The organism is Lysobacter arenosi (assembly GCF_016613475.2).
Lineage (GTDB): Bacteria > Pseudomonadota > Gammaproteobacteria > Xanthomonadales > Xanthomonadaceae > Lysobacter_J > Lysobacter_J arenosi.
The window spans coordinates 2,149,209-2,168,400 of sequence record NZ_CP071517.1 but is presented as its reverse complement, the minus strand read 5'-3'; the positions used below and the strand labels follow the sequence as shown (position 1 = coordinate 2,168,400).

Genomic DNA, 19,192 nt, shown 5'->3' with positions numbered 1-19,192 from the left:
GTCCATGGCCTGACAGCCACGGAGGACGGCGTGAACGCAGTCGCCAACGACACCGGCCAAGCCAGTCTCGATGACCGCATCGTCGCGGCCCTGCTGGCCAAGGGCCGGCTGAAGGATGCCGACCTGGCGCGCGCCCGCCGCCTGCAGGAGGAAACCGGCGGCGGCCTGCTGGCCCTGCTGGCGCGCCTGGGCCTGGTGTCCGAGCGCGACCACGCCGAAACCTGCGCCGAAGTGCTCGGCCTGCCGCTGGTCAACGTCAAGGATGCGCCCGAGCTGCCGCCCGAGGGCGTGGCGATGTCGGCGCGCTTCATGAAGCAGTTCGCGGTCTGCCCGGTCGGCGAAAGCGAGACCGCGGTCGACGTGCTGATGGCCGACCCGCAGGACCTGTACACCATCGACGCCCTGCGCCTGGCGACCGGCCGCGACATCCGCCCGGCGGTGGCGCTGCGCTCGGAGATCGGCGACCTGGTCGAACGCTGGTACGGCCAGGGCCGCAGCGCGATGGGCGCGATCGTGGAGACTGCCGAAGGCGAGGGCGGTGGCGACCTGGACGACGTCGAGCACCTGCGCGACCTGGCCTCGGAAGCGCCGGTCATACGACTGGTCAACCTGATCATCCAGCGCGCCGTCGAATTGCGCGCGTCCGACATCCACATCGAACCGTTCGAGAGCCGCCTGAAGGTGCGCTACCGCGTCGACGGCGTGCTGACCGAAGGCGAAAGCCCGCCGGCCAATCTCACCGCGGCGGTGATCAGCCGCGTCAAGATCATGGCCAAGCTCAACATCGCCGAGCGCCGCCTGCCGCAGGACGGCCGCATCATGCTGCGCGTGCAGGGCAAGGAACTCGACCTGCGCGTGAGCACGGTGCCAACCGCGCACGGCGAGAGCGTGGTGATGCGTCTGCTCGACCGCGAGACGGTGGTGTTCGACTTCAAGCGCCTGGGTTTCACCGACGCCTTCCTGCCGCAGTTCCAGAAGGTGCTCGACCAGCCGCACGGCATCCTGCTGGTGACCGGCCCGACCGGCTCGGGCAAGACCACCACGCTGTACACCGCGCTGAGCAAGCTCAACACCACCGACGTCAAGATCATCACGGTCGAGGACCCGGTCGAGTACCAGATCGAGGGCATCAACCAGATCCAGGCCAAGCCGCAGATCGGCCTGGATTTCGCCCATGCGCTGCGCAGCATCGTCCGCCAGGACCCCGACATCATCATGATCGGCGAAATGCGCGACCTGGAGACCTGCCGCATCGCGATCCAGTCGGCGCTCACCGGTCACCTGGTGCTGTCGACGCTGCACACCAACAACGCCGCCGGCGGCATCACCCGCCTGCTCGACATGGGCGTGGAGGACTACCTGCTGACGTCCACCATCAACGGCATCCTCGGCCAGCGCCTGGTGCGCAAGCTGGAGCTGACCCATGCCGAGAAGTACCTGGCGTCGCCGGAGGAGATCGAGAAGTTCAACCTGCGCCGTTACCAGCCAACCGGCGACATCTATCTCTACCATCCGCGCCCGTCGGCGATCGCGCCGAACGGCTACCTCGGCCGCACCACGATCATGGAGTTCCTGGTGATGAACGACGAGTTGCGCCGCGCGGTGATGCGCCACGCCGGCATGGGCGAGATCGAACAGATCGCGCGCCAGTCGGGCATGCGCACGATGTACGAGGACGGCATCATCAAGGCGCTGGCGGGGGAGACGACGATCGAGGAAGTGCTGCGGGTGACGGAGGATGCGTGACCATTCCCGGCGCTCGGGAATGTCGGGTTACTTCATGATTCACCGCCGTTCGATTCAAACGACGTCCATGGATTCCCGCCTTCGCGGGAATGACGAGTAACGATGCCTCTCTACCACTACAAAGCCCTCAACCCCCGCGGTGAGCTGCTCGACGGCCAGATGGAAGCCGCCAGCAACGCCGAGGTGGTCGCGCGCCTGCAGGAACAGGGGCATCTGCCGGTCGAGGCCAAGCTGGCCAGCGAGGCGTCCGGGGCGTCGGTGTGGAAGGGGCTGTTCAAGACCCGGCCGTTTGCCGGCGCGCGCCTGGTGCAGTTCACCCAGCAGCTGGCGACGCTGCTCGGCGCCGGGCAGCCGCTCGATCGCGCCCTGACCATCCTGCTGGAACTGCCCGAAGACGAACTGGCGCGCCGCACGATCGGCGACGTGCGCGATGCCGTGCGCGGCGGCAGTTCGCTGTCGTCGGCGCTGGAGCGCCAGCACGGCACGTTCTCGCGCCTGTACGTCAACATGGTCCGCGCCGGTGAGGCCGGCGGCAGCCTGCACGAGACGCTGGCGCGGCTGGCCGACTACATGGAACGCACGCGCGCGCTGCAGGGCCGCGTCATCAACGCGCTGATCTACCCGGCGATCCTGCTGGTGATGGTCGGCCTGAGCCTGCTGTTCCTGCTCGGCTACGTGGTTCCGCAGTTCGCGGCGATGTACGAGAGCCTCGATGCGCAGCTGCCGCTGTTCACCCAGATCGTGCTCGGCGTGGGCCTGTTCGTGCGCGACTGGTGGATCGTGCTGCTGGTGGTACCGGCGCTGGCGCTGTGGTGGTTCGATCGCAAGCGCCGCGATCCGGTGTTCCGCGAGGCTTTCGATGCCTGGCTGCTGCAGCGCCGCTTCGCCGGCGCGCTGGTGGCCAAGGTCGAGACCGCGCGCCTTGCACGCACCCTCGGCACGCTGGTGCGCAACGGCGTGCCGCTGATGGCCGCGCTCGGCATCGGCCGCAACGTGCTCGGCAACCGCGTGCTCGCCGCCGATGTCGCCGCTGCCGCCGAAGAGGTCAAGAACGGCGTCGCGTTGTCGACCGCGCTGGGGCGCGGCAAGCGCTTCCCGCGGCTGGCGTTGCAGATGATCCAGGTCGGCGAGGAGTCGGGGACGCTCGATACGATGCTGGTCAAGACCGCCGAAACGTTCGAACAGGAAACAGCGCTGGCGCTGGACCGGATGCTGGCGGCGATGGTGCCGCTGGTGACGGTGGTGCTGGCCACGGTCGTGGGCATGGTCGTGCTGGCGGTGCTGACACCGCTGTATGACCTGACCAACGCGATCGGCTGACGGCAGGGAACTGAATGCAGCCTCGCGCAGTCAGCCCTTTTGCCGCCAATTTCGGGTAAACATCCCGTCATCGTCACCGCACTCGACAAGGATCCCCCACATGCGTAACCGTCGTTCGTTGAACAGGTCTCCTTCCGCTGCCCGCCAGCGCGGCATGAGCCTGATCGAGATCATCATCGTGATCGTGCTCATCGGTGCGGTGCTGGCCTTCGTCGGCAGCCGCGTGCTCGGTGGCAAGGACCGCGGCGACTACAACATCGCGAAGGCGCAGGTGCAGACGATGGCGGGCAAGGTCGAGGCGTTCCAGATGGACACCGGCCGCCTGCCGACCTCGCTGGAGGAACTGGTCACCCAGCCCACCGACGTCAACGGCTGGCTCGGCCCGTACGCGAAGCCGGCCGAGCTGAAGGATCCGTGGGGTCACCCGATCGAGTACCGCGCGCCGGGCGAGGGCGGCCCGTTCGACCTGGTCGTGCTGGGCAAGGACGGCAAGGTCGGCGGCACCAGCGTCGACGCCGACATCAAGTACGAGTGACGGCCGGGTAAGCGCACAAGGCAGCCATCGGGGACCTGGCCCAATGCAGCATCCTGCCCGCGGCGCATCCTTGCTGGAGATGCTGCTGGTGATCGCGCTGATCGCTGCGATCAGCGTGCTTGCCGCGGCGGCGCTGGGCGGCGGCATCCAGGGCATGCAGTTGCGCTCGGCCGCCAAGTCGGTGGCGGCGCAACTGCGCTACACGCGCACGCACGCCATCGCCACCGGCAAGCCGCAACGCTTCACCCTCGATCCGGCCGCGCACGCCTGGACCGCTCCCAACGGACGCAAGGGCGAGATCTCTCCGGCCCTGCGCGTGACCTTCACCGGTGCGCGCGAGGTGCAGCCGCGACGCGGCGAGGGTGCGATCGTGTTCTTCGCCGACGGCGCCAGCACCGGCGGCCGCGTCCAGCTCAGTGCCCGCAGCGCGGCATGGAACATCGACGTGGCCTGGCTCACCGGCGAAGTGCGGTTGCGCCGTGCCGCGGGAGCGCCGCCGCCATGAAGCGCCAGCGCGGCTACACCCTGCTCGAGGTCATCGTCGCCTTCGCCTTGCTGGCGCTGGCGCTGACTTTGCTGCTCGGCATTCTTTCCGGCGCCGCGCGACAGGTGCGCGGCTCCAGCGATGCCGCGCGCGCGGCGTTGTACGCGCAGTCGTTGCTGGCCCAAGTCGGCGCGGGCGAGGTGATCGCGCCCGGCCAGCGCGACGGCGAGTTCGAGGACGGCCGTTACCGCTGGCAACTGCGCATCGCGCCATGGCGCGACGCCAGCATCGCGGCGGCCAGGCAGCAGGTCGACCCCAATGCCGCGGGCCTGTTCGAGGTCACGCTGGCGGTGCAGTGGGGCGACGCCGGGCCTGGCCAGCGCCTGCAACTGCGTTCCCTGCGCACGGTCGCTGCAGGCGGCGAGGCGCCATTGCCATGAGGCGCGCGCGCGGTTTCACCCTGATCGAAGTGCTGCTGGCGACGGTGCTGCTGGTGGCCGGCCTGGCGCTGGCGTTCACCACGCTCGGCGCCGCCAACCGCACGGCGATCCGCGGCGAAGCGATGGCCGATAGCAGCGAGCACATGCGCGCCGTCGCCGGCTTCCTGCGCAGTCGCCTGACGGCGACGCGTCCGGTCGCGTTCGCCTTCGATGAAAGCAAGGGCACGCCGATCCGTTTCGTCGGCGAGCCCGACCGCCTGCGCTTCGTCGCCGACCTGCCGGACTACCTCGGTCGTGGCGGCCCGTACCTGCATGACCTGACGATCGAGGGCGCCGGCGACGACGCGCGCATCTCGCTCGCGCTGAGCATGGTGCTCGCCGGCCAGACCATCGAGGAGCCGCAGCCGCGCCCGCCGGAGCTGCTGGTGGAGGGCCTGCGCGAAGCGCGATTCCGCTATCGGGCGTTGAACGAGGAAGGTCGCCTGGGCGACTGGCAGGACAAGTGGGAAGTCAGCGAGCGACTCCCGCTGCTGGTGGAGGTGACGCTGGTCGATCGCGACGGACGCGCCTGGCCGCCGCTGGTGGTGTCGTTGCCCTTGGCCGCGCAGGTCGACGGCGCCGGCTTGACGGTGCAGCAGCTATGACGGTGCTTCGTCCGGGCATGCGCGGGACAGCGTTGATCCTGGTGCTGTGGCTGATCGTGCTGCTGACCTCGGTGATCGGCGCGTTCGCCCTGCTGGCGCGCATCGAAAGCATGCAGGGGCGCGTGCTCGTGCGCGGCCTGGTCGCCTCAGGCGCAGCGCGTGCCGGCGTGGAATACGCACTGACCCGCGTCGCCCTCAGCGACCCGCGACTGAAATGGCGGCCGGACGGACGCGCCTATCGCTGGCGCTACGGCGATGCCGATGTCGAGGTCCACATGACCGACGAGAGCGGCAAGGTCGACCTCAACCAGGCTGATGCGCAGATGCTGGCCGCGCTGATCCAGCGCGTGGCCTCGGCCGAACCTGGTTCAATGCCCGGCGGCGCACGCATGGACCCCTCGCAGGCGGCGCGGCTGGCGGCGGCGATCCTCGACTGGCGCGACCCCGACCCGTTGACGCAACCCGCCGGCGGCGGCGAAGACGCCGACTACGCCTCGGCCGGGCTTCCCTACGGCGCCAAGGATGCCGAGTTCGAAAGCGTCGCCGAACTCGAACAGGTGATCGGATTCACCCCGCCGCTGTACGCGCGGCTGGAACCCTACCTGACCGTCTACAGCGGTCGCGCACGCCCGGACGCGGCCTACGCCGCCGGGCCGGTGCTCGATGCGATGGGGCTCAATGGCAACGATCTGCTCGCACAGCGACGGGGCGGCGATGCCAGCGGCCTGGCGCAGGGCGTGCCGGGCGACATCGTCGGCGTGGCCGGGGGCGGCAGTGGCACCTATAGTATCGACAGCCGTGCTCGACTCGCCGATGGTCGCGAGTCGTTGTTGCGGGTCGTTGTCCGCGCCGGGGGTGGGGCTTTGCCCGGCATGGCCTACACTCCGCTGCGCTGGGAGGAGGGAGCTTCACCACGATGAATGCAGGCAGCCAGACACGGCAGGGAGCCGACTGGGCGCAGGACCGGTTGCGGCGCATAGGCGCGCGGCTGGCCCCGGGTGCGGGCGGCTTTCTGGGCTGGTGGGGGCAAAACCTCGCCGCCTGGTTGCCGATGCGCGTGCGTCGCGTGCTCGGTTTCGACCGCGGTCGCCTGCTCCTGCAACTGCACGACCAGACCTTGCAGCTGCGCCTGCAACAGGGCGGTCAACTGCGTGACCTGGGTTCGGTTCCGGCGCTGGCCCTGGCGTCCGCCCCCGAATCGGGGACCGATCCGCTGGCGCCTCTGTTGCCGCCGCGATTGGCCGACCTGCCGCGCTGGCTGCTGCTGCCGGCGACGGCCGGACTGCGCCGCCGCCTGGCGCTTCCCGCCGCGGCCGCCGATCGCCTGCGCGATGTGGTCGGCTTCGAGATCGACCGCCAGACCCCATTCACCGCCGACACCGTCGCCTTCGACGCGCGCGTGCTCGGCCGGCGCGAAAGCGACGGCATGCTCGATACCGAGTTGGTGGTGGTGCCGCGTCAGGGGCTGGATCCGCAACTGGCCGCACTCGGCCCGCTGGCGCGGACGCTGGCCGGCATCGATGTCGCCGGCAGCGGCGGCGTCCCGCTCGGCGTCAACCTGCTGTCAGCGCAGCAGCGCCGGCACCACGGCGACCCGTTCCGCTACTGGAACCTGGCATTGATCGCCATCGCCCTGCTGGCCGTGGCCGCGACGATGTGGCAACTGCTGGGCAACCGTCGCGCCGCCGCCGACGACCTCGAACAGACCATCGCCCGCCATGCCGCCGCCGCGCGTGCCGCGGCGACGCAGCGGCAGGCGCTCATCGAACTCACCGAAGGCCAGGCCTTCATCGACCGTGCGCGCGCGCAGCGCCCGACCTCGCTGGAAGTCATCGACGAACTGACCCGTCGACTGCCTGACAACACGTACCTGGAAAAGCTCGCCATCGAGGACACCAGCCTCACCATGATCGGCCTCAGCCGCGAGGCGCCATCGCTGATCCAGCGCCTGCAGGGCTCGCCGCTGTGGCGCGCGCCGGCACTGACCGGCGCGCTGATGCCGGACCCGGCCAGCGGCCGCGACCGTTTCACGCTGACGGCCGAGCTGGGGCCGGCGGCGGCGCCACGTCCTGCGGCTGCGCCGCGAGCGGAGGCCGATGATGGCCAATGACGCGAAGGCAATCCCGCGCACCGGCGCGGCCCGCATCGACCGCGATCGCTGGCTGGCGCTGGGGCTGTTCCTGGCGGCGCTCGCGCTGGCCTACCTGGTGCTGGTGCATCCGTGGTGGACGGTGCCAATGATCGAAGCCGGTGAGCGCCTGCAGACACTGCAGGAACGCGAGCTGCGCCAGCGCATGCAGTTGCAGCAGGCGCCGCTGGTGGCGCAGCGACTGCAGCAGTTGCGCACACGGCAAGCGGGCCAGCCGGGCTTCCTGCCCGAGAGCAGCGCCGAACTGGCCACCGCCGGACTGGTGCAGCGACTGGAGGCCGTCGTCGCCCAGGCCAGCCCGGGCAATCGCAGTTGCGCGATCAGCAACCGCTCGCCGCTGAGCGAGCCCAGGCGTGATCGCTACGCGCGGGTGGTGGTGCAGGTGCGCATGCGCTGCGGCAGTCCTGAACTGGCCGCGGTGCTGCATGCGCTGGAAAGCGGCGCGCCGCGACTGTTCGTCAACAATCTCAACATTCTGTCGTCGCGCGGCTACTTCCTGCCCGGCAACGCGCAGCCCGGCGGCGACGGTGGTCTCGATGTCAGCTTCGACCTGTCCGGGTACCTGCGACCGGGTGCCGCAGCCACGGAGGTGACGCGTGCGCCTTGACGACGCCGGCCCGCGCACCTGGCTGCTCGCCACCGTCGCCGGTTGGGCCGTGCTGACCTGGCTGCTGGCGCTGGCCGGCATGGGCCGGCATGCGCCGGAACTCGACGCCGACCCGAGCCTGCTGCGGCCGCTGCCGACCACGCGCGCGCAAGCGGCCGAGCGACTGGGCCCGCTTGCGCAATACACGCAGATCGGCGCGCGCCCGTTGTTCTCGACCGATCGCCAGCCCAAACCATTTTTCCTGCAGGGGCAGGGCGAGGGCGAGAGCAAGAACAACGCATTCGACTACCTGCTGACCAGCGTGCTCATCACGCCCAACCTGCACATGGCGATACTGCAGCCGGCAGACGGCAGCGAGTCGGTGCGGGTGAAGCTGGGCGAGGTGCCCGATTCGCATCCGGCGTGGCGACTGACCGCGCTCGATGCGCGCAGCGCCGTTTTCGAAGGTCCGGAAGGGCGGCGCGAAATGACCTTGCGCGTGTTCGACGGACAAGGCGGGCAACCGCCGACCGCGCTCAATGCGTTGCCGCCGCAACCGTTGCCGGCGGGCCTGCAGCAACCGGTCGGCACGTCGCTGCAGGCAGCGCCGCAAGCGAAGATCCCACCGGCTGCGCGACCGCCCGCCAACCCGGCCCGCGCCACATCCGGTGCCACTGCCCCCGGTCAGGCGACGACGCGACCGTCGGAACCGGACAATGACGATGCGCCGATGACACCCGACGCGCAGATGGAAGCGATCCGCAAGCGGATCGAAGCGCGACGTGCGCAGATGCGGCAGCAGCAGGCCGCGCAACCCCCGGCCAAGACGCCTTAGAGTGAACGCATGAAGCCCAGCGCCCGGAAGCTCGCCGCTCGCCGATTCGCCACCCAGGCGATCGTCACCACCACCATTGCCAGCCTGCTGGCCGCCTGCGCGAGCGCGCCGGTGCCAAAGGTCAGGCGCGACGGCCAACCCTCTCCCGCGCAGCAAACCGCCGGCGCCGGCGCAGCCGGCACCACCGCGCAGCCGCTGCCCGAATCGACCACCGGTGGCGATGCCCGTCCGCAGATCCGCCGCGGTACCGGCCAGGTCATCAACCAGAGCGCCGGCTCGGCGCCGCCGCCGAACCTGGGCGCGACCAGCGGCTCGGCGACCTTCAACTTCGAAGGCGAATCGCTGCACGCGGTGGTCAAGGCCATCCTCGGTGACATGCTCGGCCAGAACTACGTCATCGCCCCGGGCGTGCAGGGCACCGTCACCCTCGCCACGCCCAAGCCGGTCAGTCCGGCCGAGGCGCTGAACCTGCTGGAGATGGTGCTGGGCTGGAACAACGCGCGCCTGGTCTACAGCGGCGGACGCTACAACGTGGTGGCGGCCGACCAGGCCCTGGCCGGCAACGTGGCTGCCCGCACCGGCGGCGCCGCCAACGCGCGCGGCTTCGAAGTGCGCACGGTGCCGTTGAAGTACGTCTCGGCCACCGAGATGGAAAAGATCCTCAAGCCGTATGCGCGGCCCAACGCGATAGTGAACGTCGACAACTCCCGCAACGTCATCACCGTCGGCGGCAGCCGCGCCGAGCTCGAGAACTACCTGCGCACCATCCAGGTGTTCGACGTCGACTGGCTGGCCGGCATGTCGGTGGGCGTGTTCCCGTTGCAGTCGGGCAAGGCGACCAAGGTCGTGGCCGACCTGGAGAAGGTGTTCGGCGAGCAGAGCAAGTCGCCGGTGGCGGGCATGTTCCGCTTCATGCCGCTGGAAGGCGCCAATGCCGTCCTGGTGATCACCTCGCAGGCCAATTACCTCGACGACATCCAGCAGTGGCTCGACCGGATCGACAACGCCGGCGGCAGCGTGCAGCTGTATTCGTACGAACTGAAGTACATCAAGGCCAAGGACCTAGCCGATCGCCTCGGCGATGTCTTCGGCAGCGGTCGCGGCAGCAGTGGCGGCGGTGGCAACGGTGCGCCATCGCTGATGCCTGGGCTGGAGTCGGTGGAGCTCCAGGACAGCGGTTACGGCAGCACCGCGACCCTCGGTGGCGGCGACACTGGCGACTCTGGCAGCAATGGAGGTAGCGGCGGTCTCGGTGAGGGTTCGCTCTCGCTCAACGCCAGGCAGGCTGGCAATGCCGCGCTGACCCTCGAGGTCGATGGCGACCGTGTCGGCGTGTCGGCGGTGGAGGAAACCAACTCGCTGATCGTGCGCAGCAGCCCGTCGGCGTGGAAGTCGATCCGCGACGTGATCGAGCGGCTCGACGTGATGCCGATGCAGGTGCACATCGAGGCGCAGGTGGTGGAAGTGCAGTTACAAGGCGAGCTGCGCTACGGCGTGAGCTGGTTCCTTGAGAATGCCGCAGTCGAGAATGGTTTTCCCGACGTAACCACGCCCGGTACCGGTATCCCGCCGAAATGGAGCACGCTGGGCGCAAGCATCGGCGGCGTCAGCGGCAGCGGCCTGGTCTGGTCGCTCTTCAAGAACGATGCGGCCGCCGTGATCAGCGCGCTCGACAGCATCACCGACCTGCAACTGTTGCAGACGCCGTCGGTGATGGTGCGAAACAACGCCGAGGCCACGCTCAATGTCGGCAGCCGCATTCCGATCTCGTCGGTGACGGTCAACCCGGGCGTCGATACCAGCAACACCTACAGCCAGGTCCAGTATCTCGACACCGGCACCATCCTCAAGGTTCGCCCGCGCGTGGCCAAGGACGGCGTGGTGTTCCTGGACATCGTCCAGGAAGTCAGCACGCCCGGCACCGAGGAAGATCGCAACGGCAACGTGCGCATCGACACGCGCAGGCTCAAGACCGAGGCTGCGGTGCAGAGCGGCGACACGGTGATGCTTGCCGGTCTGATCAGTGATGGCGTCACGCGCGGAGCCTCGGGCCTGCCGGGCCTGAGCCGGATTCCGGTGATCGGTGCGCTGTTTGGCACGCAGAGCTCACGCACGACCCGCAACGAAGTCATCATCCTGCTGACGCCGACCATCGTGCAGAACCCACAGGAAGCCCGCGACCTCACCGACGAGTACGGCCGCCGGTTCCGTGGCATGGAGCCGCTGCAGAGCAAACCGCGCAGGCCCGGACAGCAGTGACGTCAGTGCAGGGTGCGTCGCCAATCGTCGTGGTGCCGGTTGGCAGCGACGACGAAGCGCTCGATGGCTGTCTGGCCGCGCTCGATGCCGCCACCGCACCTGGTACGCAGGTATGGCTGGCCGACGATGCCCAGGCCGGTCCCCGTGCCTACGCCATCATCGAACGCTGGGTCGCGCGCACCGCGCTGAAGGCCGACTACACGCGCCGCCAGCGCAGCGTCGGCGAAGTGGCGCACCTGGATGAAGTGCTGGTGGCGTGCGGCGATGCCGATGTCGCCGTGCTCGCGCCCGACGCGGCGCCATCGCCGGGCTGGCTGGCGCGCCTGTCCGCCGGTCTCGCCAGCGACGGTGCCATCGCCACGGCGACGCCCTGGAGCAACGCCGGCGAGGCGGCTGCCTGGCCACGCATCGGCGAGATCGACGCGATCCCCAATGACCTCGAGCGGCTCGCGCGCGCGGCGGCCGGCATGCCGGCGCTGCATCCGGAACTGCCGGCGGCGGTGACCCATGCGGTGCTGATCCGCGGCAGCGCCCGCCGCCGCGTCGGTGGCCTGGACGCGAGCAGTTATGGATCGTGGTACGCGGCGCTGATCGACCTGTCGTTGCGCCTGGCCGGGCTGGGCTGGCGCAACGTGCTGTGTGATACCGCCTTCGTCGGCCGCCGCGGCGAAGGCGTGCCGTTCGATGGCGACATGGACGCATTGGCGGCGCGCTGGCCCGATTGGCACCCGCGGCTGGCAAACTTCCTCATGCAGGACCCGCTACGGGCGTCGCGCACGCAACTGGCAGTACTGCTCGACAGCATCGGCCCTCCGGAACCGCAACGTGATCTCTTCGCCTGACTCCTCCGTCGCCGCAACCAGCCAGGACGGTATCGCCGTCGTGGTGGTGACCTACCGCAGCGCGGAGACCATCGACGACTGCCTGCAGCGCCTGCGCGGCGCCGACGACGTGGCGGCGATCCGCGTGGTCGACAACCAGTCCGACGACGACACCCTGGAGATCGTCCAGCGCCATGCCATGGCCGATGCGCGCGTTCGCTTCATCGCCAACCCGGACAATCCCGGCTTCGCCGTCGCCTGCAACCAGGGTGCACGCGATGCCAACGGCGATGCGGCGTGGCTGGCCTTCGTCAATCCCGATTGCCTGGTCGAACGCGACACGCTGTCGCGGCTGCGCGCGCTGGCGCAGGGGCGTGGCGACATCCTGCTCGGCACCGACCTGATCGACGAGCAGGGTCATCGCGACGGCGCCGCGCGACGTCGCGATCCGGATTTCTCGGCGATGCTTGCCGGTGCGCTCGGCGGCACGCCGGCGGCGAAACTCGAACTGCCGATCGACGACACGCAGGCGCTGCAGCCGGTCGAGGCGATTTCCGGCGCATTGATGCTCATGCCGCGTACGTTGTTCATGCGCATCGGTGGCTTCGACGAGGGTTATCGGCTGCACGCCGAGGACCTGGACCTGTGCCGCCGCGCGCGCGAGGGTGGGGCGATGATCGCGGTCGCCAACCACATCCGCGTGCTGCACGTGCGCGGCGTATCGAGCCGCTCGCGTCCGTTTTTCGTGGAGTGGCACAAGCACCGCGGCCTGTGGCGTTACTTCCGCAAGTTCGAGGCGCCCCGGCGCAGCCTGTGGGTCGGCATCGGCGTGTTCACGGCGATCTGGCTGCGCTTCCCGGTTGCCTATGTGCGTGCGCGCCTGCGCACCTGGTAGCGCTCAGGCCAGCGCGAAGCGCAGCACGAACAACACCGCCACCACCCACACCGCCGAGTGCACCTCGCGTGCGCGCCCGGTGAACAGCTTCAGCACCGCATAGGCGATGAAGCCGAACGCCAGGCCGTTGGCGATGGAGTAGGTGAACGGCATCGCCAGCGTGCACAGCGCTGCCGGGACCGACTCGCTGAGGTCATCCCAATGCACGTCGCCCAGTTCGCGCAGCATCAGGCCGGCCACGAACAGCAGCGCCGGCGCGGTCGCGTACGGCGGCACGATCGACGCCAGCGGCGAGAACAGCAGCGCCAGCAGGAACAGCGCCGCGATCACCAGCGCGGTCAGCCCGGTGCGACCGCCGGCCTGCACGCCCGATGCGCTTTCGATGTAGGCCGTGGTGCTGCTGGTGCCAAGCAGGGACCCGGCCAGGATCGCACTGCTGTCGGCGAACAGGGCGCGACCAAAGCGCTTCTGCTGTGCCGGCGTGGCATCGTCGGTCGGCAGCAGGCCGGCACGGCGGGCGACGCCCATCAGCGTGCCGGTGGCGTCGAACACCTCGACCAGCACGAACACGATCACCACGTGCAGCATCGCCGACAGCGACAATCCGGCGCCGCCGCCGAGGGCGCCGCGGATGTCGAGCTGCATGAAGGTCGGCGCCAGGCTCGGCGGCAGGTCGATCAGGCCGTTGTACTGGACCAGGCCGAGCAGCAGCGCCGCGGCCGTGACCACGAGCACGCCGATCAGAATGGCGCCGCGCACGCGCCAGGCTTCCAGCACCGCGATCAGCAGGAAGCCGGCGACGGCCAGCAGCGGCTCGGGTTCGCGCAGGTCGCCCAGCGACACCAGCGTGTCCGGGTTGCCGACGATCACGCCGGACTTCTGCAGCGCGATGATCGCCAGGAACAGGCCGATGCCGGCGGTGATCGCACTGCGCAGCGAATGCGGTATGCCGGCGATCAGCCACGCGCGCGCACCGGTGATGGTGAGCAACAGGAACACGATGCCGGAGATGAACACCGCGCCGAGCGCCTGTTGCCAGCTGTAGCCCATCGCGCCGACGACGGTGAAGGCGAAGAACGCGTTGAGACCCATGCCCGGCGCCATGCCGACCGGGTAGTTGGCGGCGAAGGCCATGACCAGCGAGCCGATCGCCGCAGCCAGGCAGGTCGCTACGAACACCGCGCCGACGTCCATGCCGGTGTCGCCGAGGATGCTGGGATTGACGAAGACGATGTAGGACATCGTCAGGAACGTGGTCAGGCCCGCGACGAGCTCGGTGCGGACATCGCTGCCGTGCTCGCGCAGCTTGAACAGGGATTCGAGGGCGCGAGTGGGCATGACGGGGTCACATTGTGGAGATCACATCGTGAAGGCCACATGGTGGAGATCACCGATGACGATCAGCGGTGGCGATTGATCTCATCGCGCAGTTCGCGCGCCGCGTGCGCCGACGCATCGGCAAAGTCATCGCCGGACGAGGCGTACAGGATCGCGCGCGAACTGCTGACCATCAGGCCGGTGCCGTCGGCGGTCCTGGCATTGCTCACCACCGCCTCGACATCGCCGCCCTGGGCACCGACACCGGGCACCAGGAACGGCATGTCACCGACGATCGCGCGCACTTCGCGCAGCTGCTGCGGCCAGGTCGCGCCGACGACGAGCGCGCAGTTGCCATGGCTGTCCCACTCGCGCGCAACTTTCTCGGCGACGTGCTGGTAGAGCGGACGGCCGTCGGCGACCACAAGGTCCTGCAGGTCTGCGGCGCCCGGGTTGGAGGTGCGGCACAGGATCACCACGCCGCGGTCGGCACGGTCGAGGAACGGCTGCAGCGAATCGCGGCCGAGGTACGGATTGGCGGTAACGGCGTCGGCGGCGTAGCGGTCGAAGGCTTCGCTGGCGTAGTGCTGCGCCGTGCTGCCGATGTCGCCGCGCTTGCTGTCGAGGATCACCGGGATACCGGGGTGCGCGACATGGATGTGCGCAACCAGTCGCTGCAAGGCGTCTTCGGCACCCAGTGCGGCGAAGTGGGCGATCTGCGGTTTGAACGCGCAGGCGTACTGCGCGGTCGCATCGACTATCGCGCGGCAGAAGTTGAACACCGAATCCGGGTCGCCCTTGAAGCGCGCCGGGAACTTTGCCGGTTCCGGATCGAGGCCGACGCAGACGAGGGAGTCGGCCTGGGTCCAGCGTTGCTTCAGGGACGTAATGAAGGTCACGCGGTTCTCCGTCTTCAAGCCGTCATTCCCGCGAAGGCGGGAATCCATGGACGTGCTGCTGCGGCAGCATCGACAACATCAGGATCAAACTGGATCCCGGCTTTCGCCGGGATGACGCACCGGCAAAGCCGGCCGCGCAAGGCGCGGCCGGGCCGTGCGTCACTTCAGCGCCTTGAACCTCAGGCGATGCGGCTGCGCACCCTCGGCACCGAGGCGACGCTTCTTGTCTTCCTCGTACTCGCGATAGTTGCCCTGGAAGAACTCCACGTGCGAGTCGCCTTCGAAGGCGAGGATGTGCGTGGCGATGCGGTCCAGGAACCAGCGGTCATGCGAAATGACGAAGGTGTTGCCCGGGAACTCCAGCAGCGCGTCTTCCAGCGCACGCAGGGTCTCGATGTCGAGGTCGTTGGACGGTTCGTCGAGCAGCAGCACGTTGCCGCCCTGCAGCAGGGTCTTGGCCATGTGCAGGCGACCGCGCTCACCACCCGACAGCGTGCCGACCAGCTTCTGCTGGTCCTGGCCCTTGAAGTTGAAGCGGCCGATGTAGGCGCGCGACTGGATCTCGACGCCGTTGATGTTGAGGATGTCCAGGCCGCCGGAGACTTCCTGGAAGACGTTGTGGTTGCCTTCGAGCTTGTCGCGGCTCTGGTCGACATAGGCCAGCTTGACCGTCGAGCCCATCGTGATCTCGCCGGAGTCCGGCTTTTCCTGGCCGGTGATCATCTTGAACAGCGTCGACTTGCCGGCGCCGTTCGGGCCGATGATGCCGACGATCGCGCCAGCCGGCACGAGGAAGCTGAGGTTGTCGATCAGCAGGCGATCGCCGAACTTCTTGCTGACGTTCTTGAACTCGACCACCGAGTTGCCCAGGCGCTCGCCCGGCGGGATGAAGATTTCGTTGGTCTCGTTGCGGCGCTGGTAGTCGACCGACTGCAGCTCGTCGAGGCGGGCAAGGCGCGCCTTGCCCTTGGAGCGGCCGCCCTTGGCGTTCTGGCGGGCCCACTCGAGTTCCTTGTGGATCGCCTTCTGGCGCGCCTTCTCCTGGCCTTCTTCCTGCTTGAGGCGCTCTTCCTTCTGGGTCAGCCAGTCGGTGTAGTTGCCCTTCCACGGAATGCCGCGGCCGCGGTCGAGCTCGAGGATCCACTCGGCGGCGTTGTCGAGGAAGTAGCGATCGTGGGTGACGGCCACCACGGTGCCGGTGTAGCGCGCGAGGAACTGCTCCAGCCATTCCACCGACTCGGCGTCGAGGTGGTTGGTCGGTTCGTCGAGCAGCAGCATGTCCGGCTTCTGCAGCAGCAGCTGGCACAGTGCGACGCGGCGCTTCTCACCGCCCGACAGCTTGCCGACCACCGCGTCCCACGGCGGCAGGCGCAGCGCGTCGGCGGCCACTTCCAGCTGCTGCTCGAGCATGTGCGCGTCGCCGGTGGCGAGGATCGCCTCCAGGCGCTGCTGCTCGGCGGCGAGCTTGTCGAAATCGGCACCTTCCTCGGCGTAGGCGGCGTAGACGGCATCGAGCGCGGCCTGCGCGCTGAGCACGTCACCGACGCCGACTTCGACGGCCTGGCGCACGGTGTGCGTCGGATCGAGCTGCGGCTCCTGGGCGAGGTAACCGACCTTGATGCCCGGCTGCGGACGCGCTTCGCCGACGAAATCGGTGTCGACGCCGGCCATGATCTTGAGCACCGTCGACTTGCCCGCGCCGTTGAGGCCGAGCAGGCCGATCTTCGCGCCAGGGAAGAAGGACAGCGAGATGTCCTTGATGATCTGGCGCTTCGGCGGAACGGTCTTGCTGACACCGTTCATGGTGTAGATGTATTGCGACATGGGCACTCCGGAACGCAGGACGCGCCGAGCCGGGCCGGGAGGCCTGGGGCAGGGCGGGGAAGCGGCGATTATACGGGTTTGGGGCGGGGCGGTTCAGGGGGCGCCGGGTTCAGAACCAGCGGCTCAGATCCAGACGATGAACGCCACCACCAGCACCACCGCCAGGTACTTCAGGCCGTAATAGAGGTTCTTGTTGCGCTCCCGCAGCCCCTTGGCCTTCAGGCGCAGCACGTAGAAGTACTTGAACAGCCGGTTGATGCCGCCGGTCTTGTCGCCTTCCATGTTCGGCGAGGCGCCGGCGGCGATCAGGTTGCGCGCGATGAAGCGGTTCAGCGCCTGCGCCCAGCGGTACTTCATCGGCCGCTCGACGTCGCAGAACAGGATGATCCGGTTGCTCTGGGTATCGTTGCGGGCACTGTGGATGAAGGTTTCGTCGAACATCGTCCACTGGCCGTCGCGCCAGCTGTAGCGGTTGCCGTCGACCTCGATGAAGCAGGCGTCGTCGTTGGGCGTCTCCAGCCCCAGGTGCAGGCGCAGCGAGCCGGCGAAGGGGTCGCGGTGCGGGCGCAGCTCGCCGCCCGGCGGCAGTTCGGTGAACATCGCCGCCTTGACGCTGGGGATCTGCCGCAGCAGGGCCGTGGTCTGCGGGCACAGCTCGGCGGCGGACGGGTGGGCGTCGTCGTACCACTTCAGGTAGAAGCGCTTCCAGCCACGGCGGAAGAACGAGTTGAAGCCGACGTCGTTGTAGCCCTCGGCGGCCTTGATGTGCTGCAGCTCGCGCAGGCGGCGGGCTTCTTCGCGGATCACTTGCCAGTTGGCGCGCAGCGGCTCCAGCTCGGGGAAGTGGTCGCCCGGTTCAGGGATGAAGGCCGTGGTCGGCACGCGCGAGAACGCGTACATGAGCACGTTGACCGGCGCCATGAACGTGGAATGGTCCAGCAGCTGCCGGCCCAGACGGTGCCGTACCTTGCCGCGGAAGTGCACGTAGACCGCGCTGGCGAGGAAAAGGAAGACAAAAAGCCATTTCACGATCGGGTTCCCTGTGGGGTGGGAAATGGGCCGCCTGGGGTCCAGGGGGGCACATTGCTGGCCGCATTTTAAGCCCTGGGCTACCATCCGGGGTCTGATTGCGCCACCCCTCCCTGGTCCCTGACCCCACCGTTCGAGGTTTTCGCGAATGTTCCCCAGCTCTGCCCGTATCGCCGGTTACGACGATGAACTGGCCCAGGCCATCGCCAATGAGGCCCGCCGCCAGGAGGATCACGTCGAACTGATCGCCTCGGAGAACTACGCCAGCCCGCGCGTGATGGAGGCCCAGGGCAGCGTCCTGACCAACAAGTACGCCGAAGGCTACCCGGGCAAGCGCTACTACGGCGGCTGCGAATACGTCGACGTGGCCGAGCAGCTCGCCATCGACCGCCTCAAGCAGCTGTTTGGCGCCGACTATGCCAACGTCCAGCCGCATTCGGGCTCGCAGGCCAACCAGGCCGTGTATTTCGCCCTGCTCAACCCGGGCGACACGATCCTGGGCATGTCGCTGGCCCACGGCGGCCACCTCACCCACGGCGCCAAGGTCAATGCCAGCGGCAAGCTCTTCAACGCCGTCCAGTACGGCGTCAACGACCAGGGCATGATCGACTACGATGAAGTCGAGAAGCTCGCCGTCGAGCACAAGCCGAAGATGGTCGTCGCCGGCTTCTCGGCCTACTCGCAGCACATCGACTGGGCGCGCTTCCGCGCCATCGCCGACAAGGTCGGTGCGTTCCTGTTCGTCGACATGGCCCACGTCGCCGGCCTGGTCGCCGCCGGCGTCTACCCGAACCCGCTGCCGCACGCGCACGTGGTCACCTCGACCACGCACAAGACGCTGCGCGGTCCGCGCGGCGGCATCATCGTTGCCAAGGACCCGTCCGAGGACCTGGTCAAGAAGCTGCAGAGCATCGTCTTCCCGGGCATCGAGGGCGGTCCGCTGATGCACGTGATCGCGGCCAAGGCGGTCGCCTTCAAGGAAGCGCTGGAACCGGAGTTCACCACCTACCAGCAGCAGGTCGTGAAGAACGCCCAGGCGATGGCGCAGACCATCATCAAGCGCGGCTACAAGATCGTTTCCGGCGGCACCCAGAACCACCTGATGCTGATCGACATGATCGGCAAGGGCGTCACCGGCAAGGACGCGGAGGCCGCGCTCGGCAAGGCCCACATCACGGTCAACAAGAACGCCGTGCCGAACGACCCGCAAAAGCCGTTCGTGACCTCGGGCCTGCGCATCGGCACCCCGGCCGTCACCACCCGCGGCTACCAGGAAGCCGACTGCGTCGAACTGGCCAACTGGATCTGCGACGTGCTCGATGCAACCGGCGACGACAAGGTCATCGCCGAAGTGCGCGAGAAGGTCACCCAGCAGTGCCGCAAGTTCCCGGTCTACGGCTGAGGATGGC

18 protein-coding genes are annotated in these 19,192 nt (G+C 68.6%); 14 read left to right on the top strand and 4 right to left on the bottom strand.

Annotated features, from left to right (window positions below; genetic code table 11):
* The first annotated feature begins 30 nt into the window (after window positions 1-30).
* The 13 genes from gspE (at window position 31) to HIV01_RS10085 (ending at window position 12,714) form a co-directional block, all read left to right on the top strand.
* The gene (gene gspE / locus HIV01_RS10145; RefSeq protein ID WP_200606840.1) at window positions 31-1,746 is read left to right on the top strand and encodes a type II secretion system ATPase GspE; all 1,716 of its coding nucleotides are present in this window, start codon (window positions 31-33) and stop codon (window positions 1,744-1,746) included.
* A 102-nt stretch (window positions 1,747-1,848) separates the two neighbouring features.
* The gene (gene xpsF, locus HIV01_RS10140) at window positions 1,849-3,066 is read left to right on the top strand and encodes a type II secretion system protein XpsF (protein WP_200606839.1); all 1,218 of its coding nucleotides are present in this window, start codon (window positions 1,849-1,851) and stop codon (window positions 3,064-3,066) included.
* 100 nt (window positions 3,067-3,166) lie between these two features.
* Window positions 3,167-3,601, top strand: a complete 435-nt coding sequence (gspG, locus tag HIV01_RS10135) for a type II secretion system major pseudopilin GspG (protein ID WP_200606838.1) — start codon at window positions 3,167-3,169, stop codon at window positions 3,599-3,601.
* Window positions 3,602-3,644: 43 nt separating this feature from the next.
* A complete protein-coding gene (gene xpsH / locus HIV01_RS10130) occupies window positions 3,645-4,106 on the top strand; it encodes a type II secretion system protein XpsH (protein ID WP_245156773.1) in 462 nt (153 codons plus the stop codon).
* Entirely contained in the window at window positions 4,103-4,525 is a 423-nt protein-coding gene (gene xpsI, locus HIV01_RS10125) for a type II secretion system protein XpsI (RefSeq protein ID WP_200606837.1), read from the top strand. Before xpsH ends, xpsI begins: the two co-directional genes overlap by 4 nt.
* Window positions 4,516-5,169, top strand: coding sequence for a prepilin-type N-terminal cleavage/methylation domain-containing protein (locus HIV01_RS10120; RefSeq protein ID WP_200608455.1), 654 nt, complete (start codon window positions 4,516-4,518; stop codon window positions 5,167-5,169). Before xpsI ends, HIV01_RS10120 begins: the two co-directional genes overlap by 10 nt.
* The gene (locus tag HIV01_RS10115; protein WP_245156772.1) at window positions 5,166-6,089 is read left to right on the top strand and encodes a type II secretion system minor pseudopilin; all 924 of its coding nucleotides are present in this window, start codon (window positions 5,166-5,168) and stop codon (window positions 6,087-6,089) included. Before HIV01_RS10120 ends, HIV01_RS10115 begins: the two co-directional genes overlap by 4 nt.
* Window positions 6,086-7,279: a PilN domain-containing protein gene (locus HIV01_RS10110; protein WP_200606836.1), complete on the top strand. Its 1,194-nt coding sequence runs from the start codon at window positions 6,086-6,088 to the stop codon at window positions 7,277-7,279. Before HIV01_RS10115 ends, HIV01_RS10110 begins: the two co-directional genes overlap by 4 nt.
* Window positions 7,280-7,289: 10 nt before the next feature.
* Window positions 7,290-7,925 (top strand): type II secretion system protein GspM, encoded by a 636-nt coding sequence (gene gspM / locus HIV01_RS10105; protein WP_200608451.1) that lies wholly within the window; start codon window positions 7,290-7,292, stop codon window positions 7,923-7,925.
* Window positions 7,915-8,739: a general secretion pathway protein GspN gene (locus tag HIV01_RS10100; RefSeq protein ID WP_200606835.1), complete on the top strand. Its 825-nt coding sequence runs from the start codon at window positions 7,915-7,917 to the stop codon at window positions 8,737-8,739. The genes gspM and HIV01_RS10100 overlap by 11 nt, the downstream gene beginning before the upstream one ends.
* Window positions 8,740-8,748: 9 nt before the next feature.
* Window positions 8,749-10,998, top strand: coding sequence for a type II secretion system secretin GspD (gspD, locus tag HIV01_RS10095; protein ID WP_200606833.1), 2,250 nt, complete (start codon window positions 8,749-8,751; stop codon window positions 10,996-10,998).
* A 5-nt stretch (window positions 10,999-11,003) separates the two neighbouring features.
* Window positions 11,004-11,840, top strand: a complete 837-nt coding sequence (locus HIV01_RS10090) for a glycosyltransferase family 2 protein (RefSeq protein ID WP_200608449.1) — start codon at window positions 11,004-11,006, stop codon at window positions 11,838-11,840.
* Window positions 11,827-12,714, top strand: a complete 888-nt coding sequence (locus HIV01_RS10085) for a glycosyltransferase family 2 protein (RefSeq protein ID WP_245156994.1) — start codon at window positions 11,827-11,829, stop codon at window positions 12,712-12,714. The genes HIV01_RS10090 and HIV01_RS10085 overlap by 14 nt, the downstream gene beginning before the upstream one ends.
* Before the next feature lie 3 nt (window positions 12,715-12,717).
* Here the strand turns inward: HIV01_RS10085 and HIV01_RS10080 are convergent, their stop codons facing one another.
* The 4 genes from HIV01_RS10080 to lpxO all read right to left on the bottom strand — a co-directional run bounded on the left by HIV01_RS10080 (window position 12,718) and on the right by lpxO (window position 17,786).
* Window positions 12,718-14,052, bottom strand: a complete 1,335-nt coding sequence (locus tag HIV01_RS10080) for an NCS2 family permease (protein WP_200606831.1) — start codon at window positions 14,050-14,052, stop codon at window positions 12,718-12,720.
* A 62-nt stretch (window positions 14,053-14,114) separates the two neighbouring features.
* Window positions 14,115-14,930 (bottom strand): orotidine-5'-phosphate decarboxylase, encoded by an 816-nt coding sequence (gene pyrF / locus HIV01_RS10075; protein ID WP_200606830.1) that lies wholly within the window; start codon window positions 14,928-14,930, stop codon window positions 14,115-14,117.
* Between the two features lie 159 nt (window positions 14,931-15,089).
* Window positions 15,090-16,754 carry an energy-dependent translational throttle protein EttA gene (gene ettA, locus HIV01_RS10070; protein ID WP_200606829.1) on the bottom strand — a complete coding sequence of 555 codons (1,665 nt, stop codon included), beginning with the start codon at window positions 16,752-16,754 and terminating at the stop codon, window positions 15,090-15,092.
* 123 nt (window positions 16,755-16,877) lie between these two features.
* Complete coding sequence (gene lpxO, locus HIV01_RS10065) at window positions 16,878-17,786, bottom strand: lipid A hydroxylase LpxO (RefSeq protein WP_200608445.1); 909 nt, start codon at window positions 17,784-17,786, stop codon at window positions 16,878-16,880.
* A 145-nt stretch (window positions 17,787-17,931) separates the two neighbouring features.
* Here lpxO and glyA point away from each other — a divergent pair, with 145 nt between their 5' ends.
* Complete coding sequence (gene glyA, locus HIV01_RS10060; RefSeq protein ID WP_207526917.1) at window positions 17,932-19,185, top strand: serine hydroxymethyltransferase; 1,254 nt, start codon at window positions 17,932-17,934, stop codon at window positions 19,183-19,185.
* The last annotated feature ends 7 nt before the right edge of the window (window positions 19,186-19,192 follow it).

Bases quoted from the DNA above. Each gene is read 5' to 3' on its own strand.
- xpsF (WP_200606839.1), top strand. From the start codon at position 1,849: ATGCCTCTCTACCACTACAAAGCCCTCAACCCCCGCGGTGAGCTGCTC.
- gspG (WP_200606838.1), top strand. From the start codon at position 3,167: ATGCGTAACCGTCGTTCGTTGAACAGGTCTCCTTCCGCTGCCCGCCAG.
- xpsH (WP_245156773.1), top strand. From the start codon at position 3,645: ATGCAGCATCCTGCCCGCGGCGCATCCTTGCTGGAGATGCTGCTGGTG.
- xpsI (WP_200606837.1), top strand. From the start codon at position 4,103: ATGAAGCGCCAGCGCGGCTACACCCTGCTCGAGGTCATCGTCGCCTTC.
- HIV01_RS10115 (WP_245156772.1), top strand. From the start codon at position 5,166: ATGACGGTGCTTCGTCCGGGCATGCGCGGGACAGCGTTGATCCTGGTG.
- HIV01_RS10110 (WP_200606836.1), top strand. From the start codon at position 6,086: ATGAATGCAGGCAGCCAGACACGGCAGGGAGCCGACTGGGCGCAGGAC.
- gspD (WP_200606833.1), top strand. From the start codon at position 8,749: ATGAAGCCCAGCGCCCGGAAGCTCGCCGCTCGCCGATTCGCCACCCAG.
- HIV01_RS10080 (WP_200606831.1), bottom strand. From the start codon at position 14,052: ATGCCCACTCGCGCCCTCGAATCCCTGTTCAAGCTGCGCGAGCACGGC.
- ettA (WP_200606829.1), bottom strand. From the start codon at position 16,754: ATGTCGCAATACATCTACACCATGAACGGTGTCAGCAAGACCGTTCCG.
- glyA (WP_207526917.1), top strand. From the start codon at position 17,932: ATGTTCCCCAGCTCTGCCCGTATCGCCGGTTACGACGATGAACTGGCC.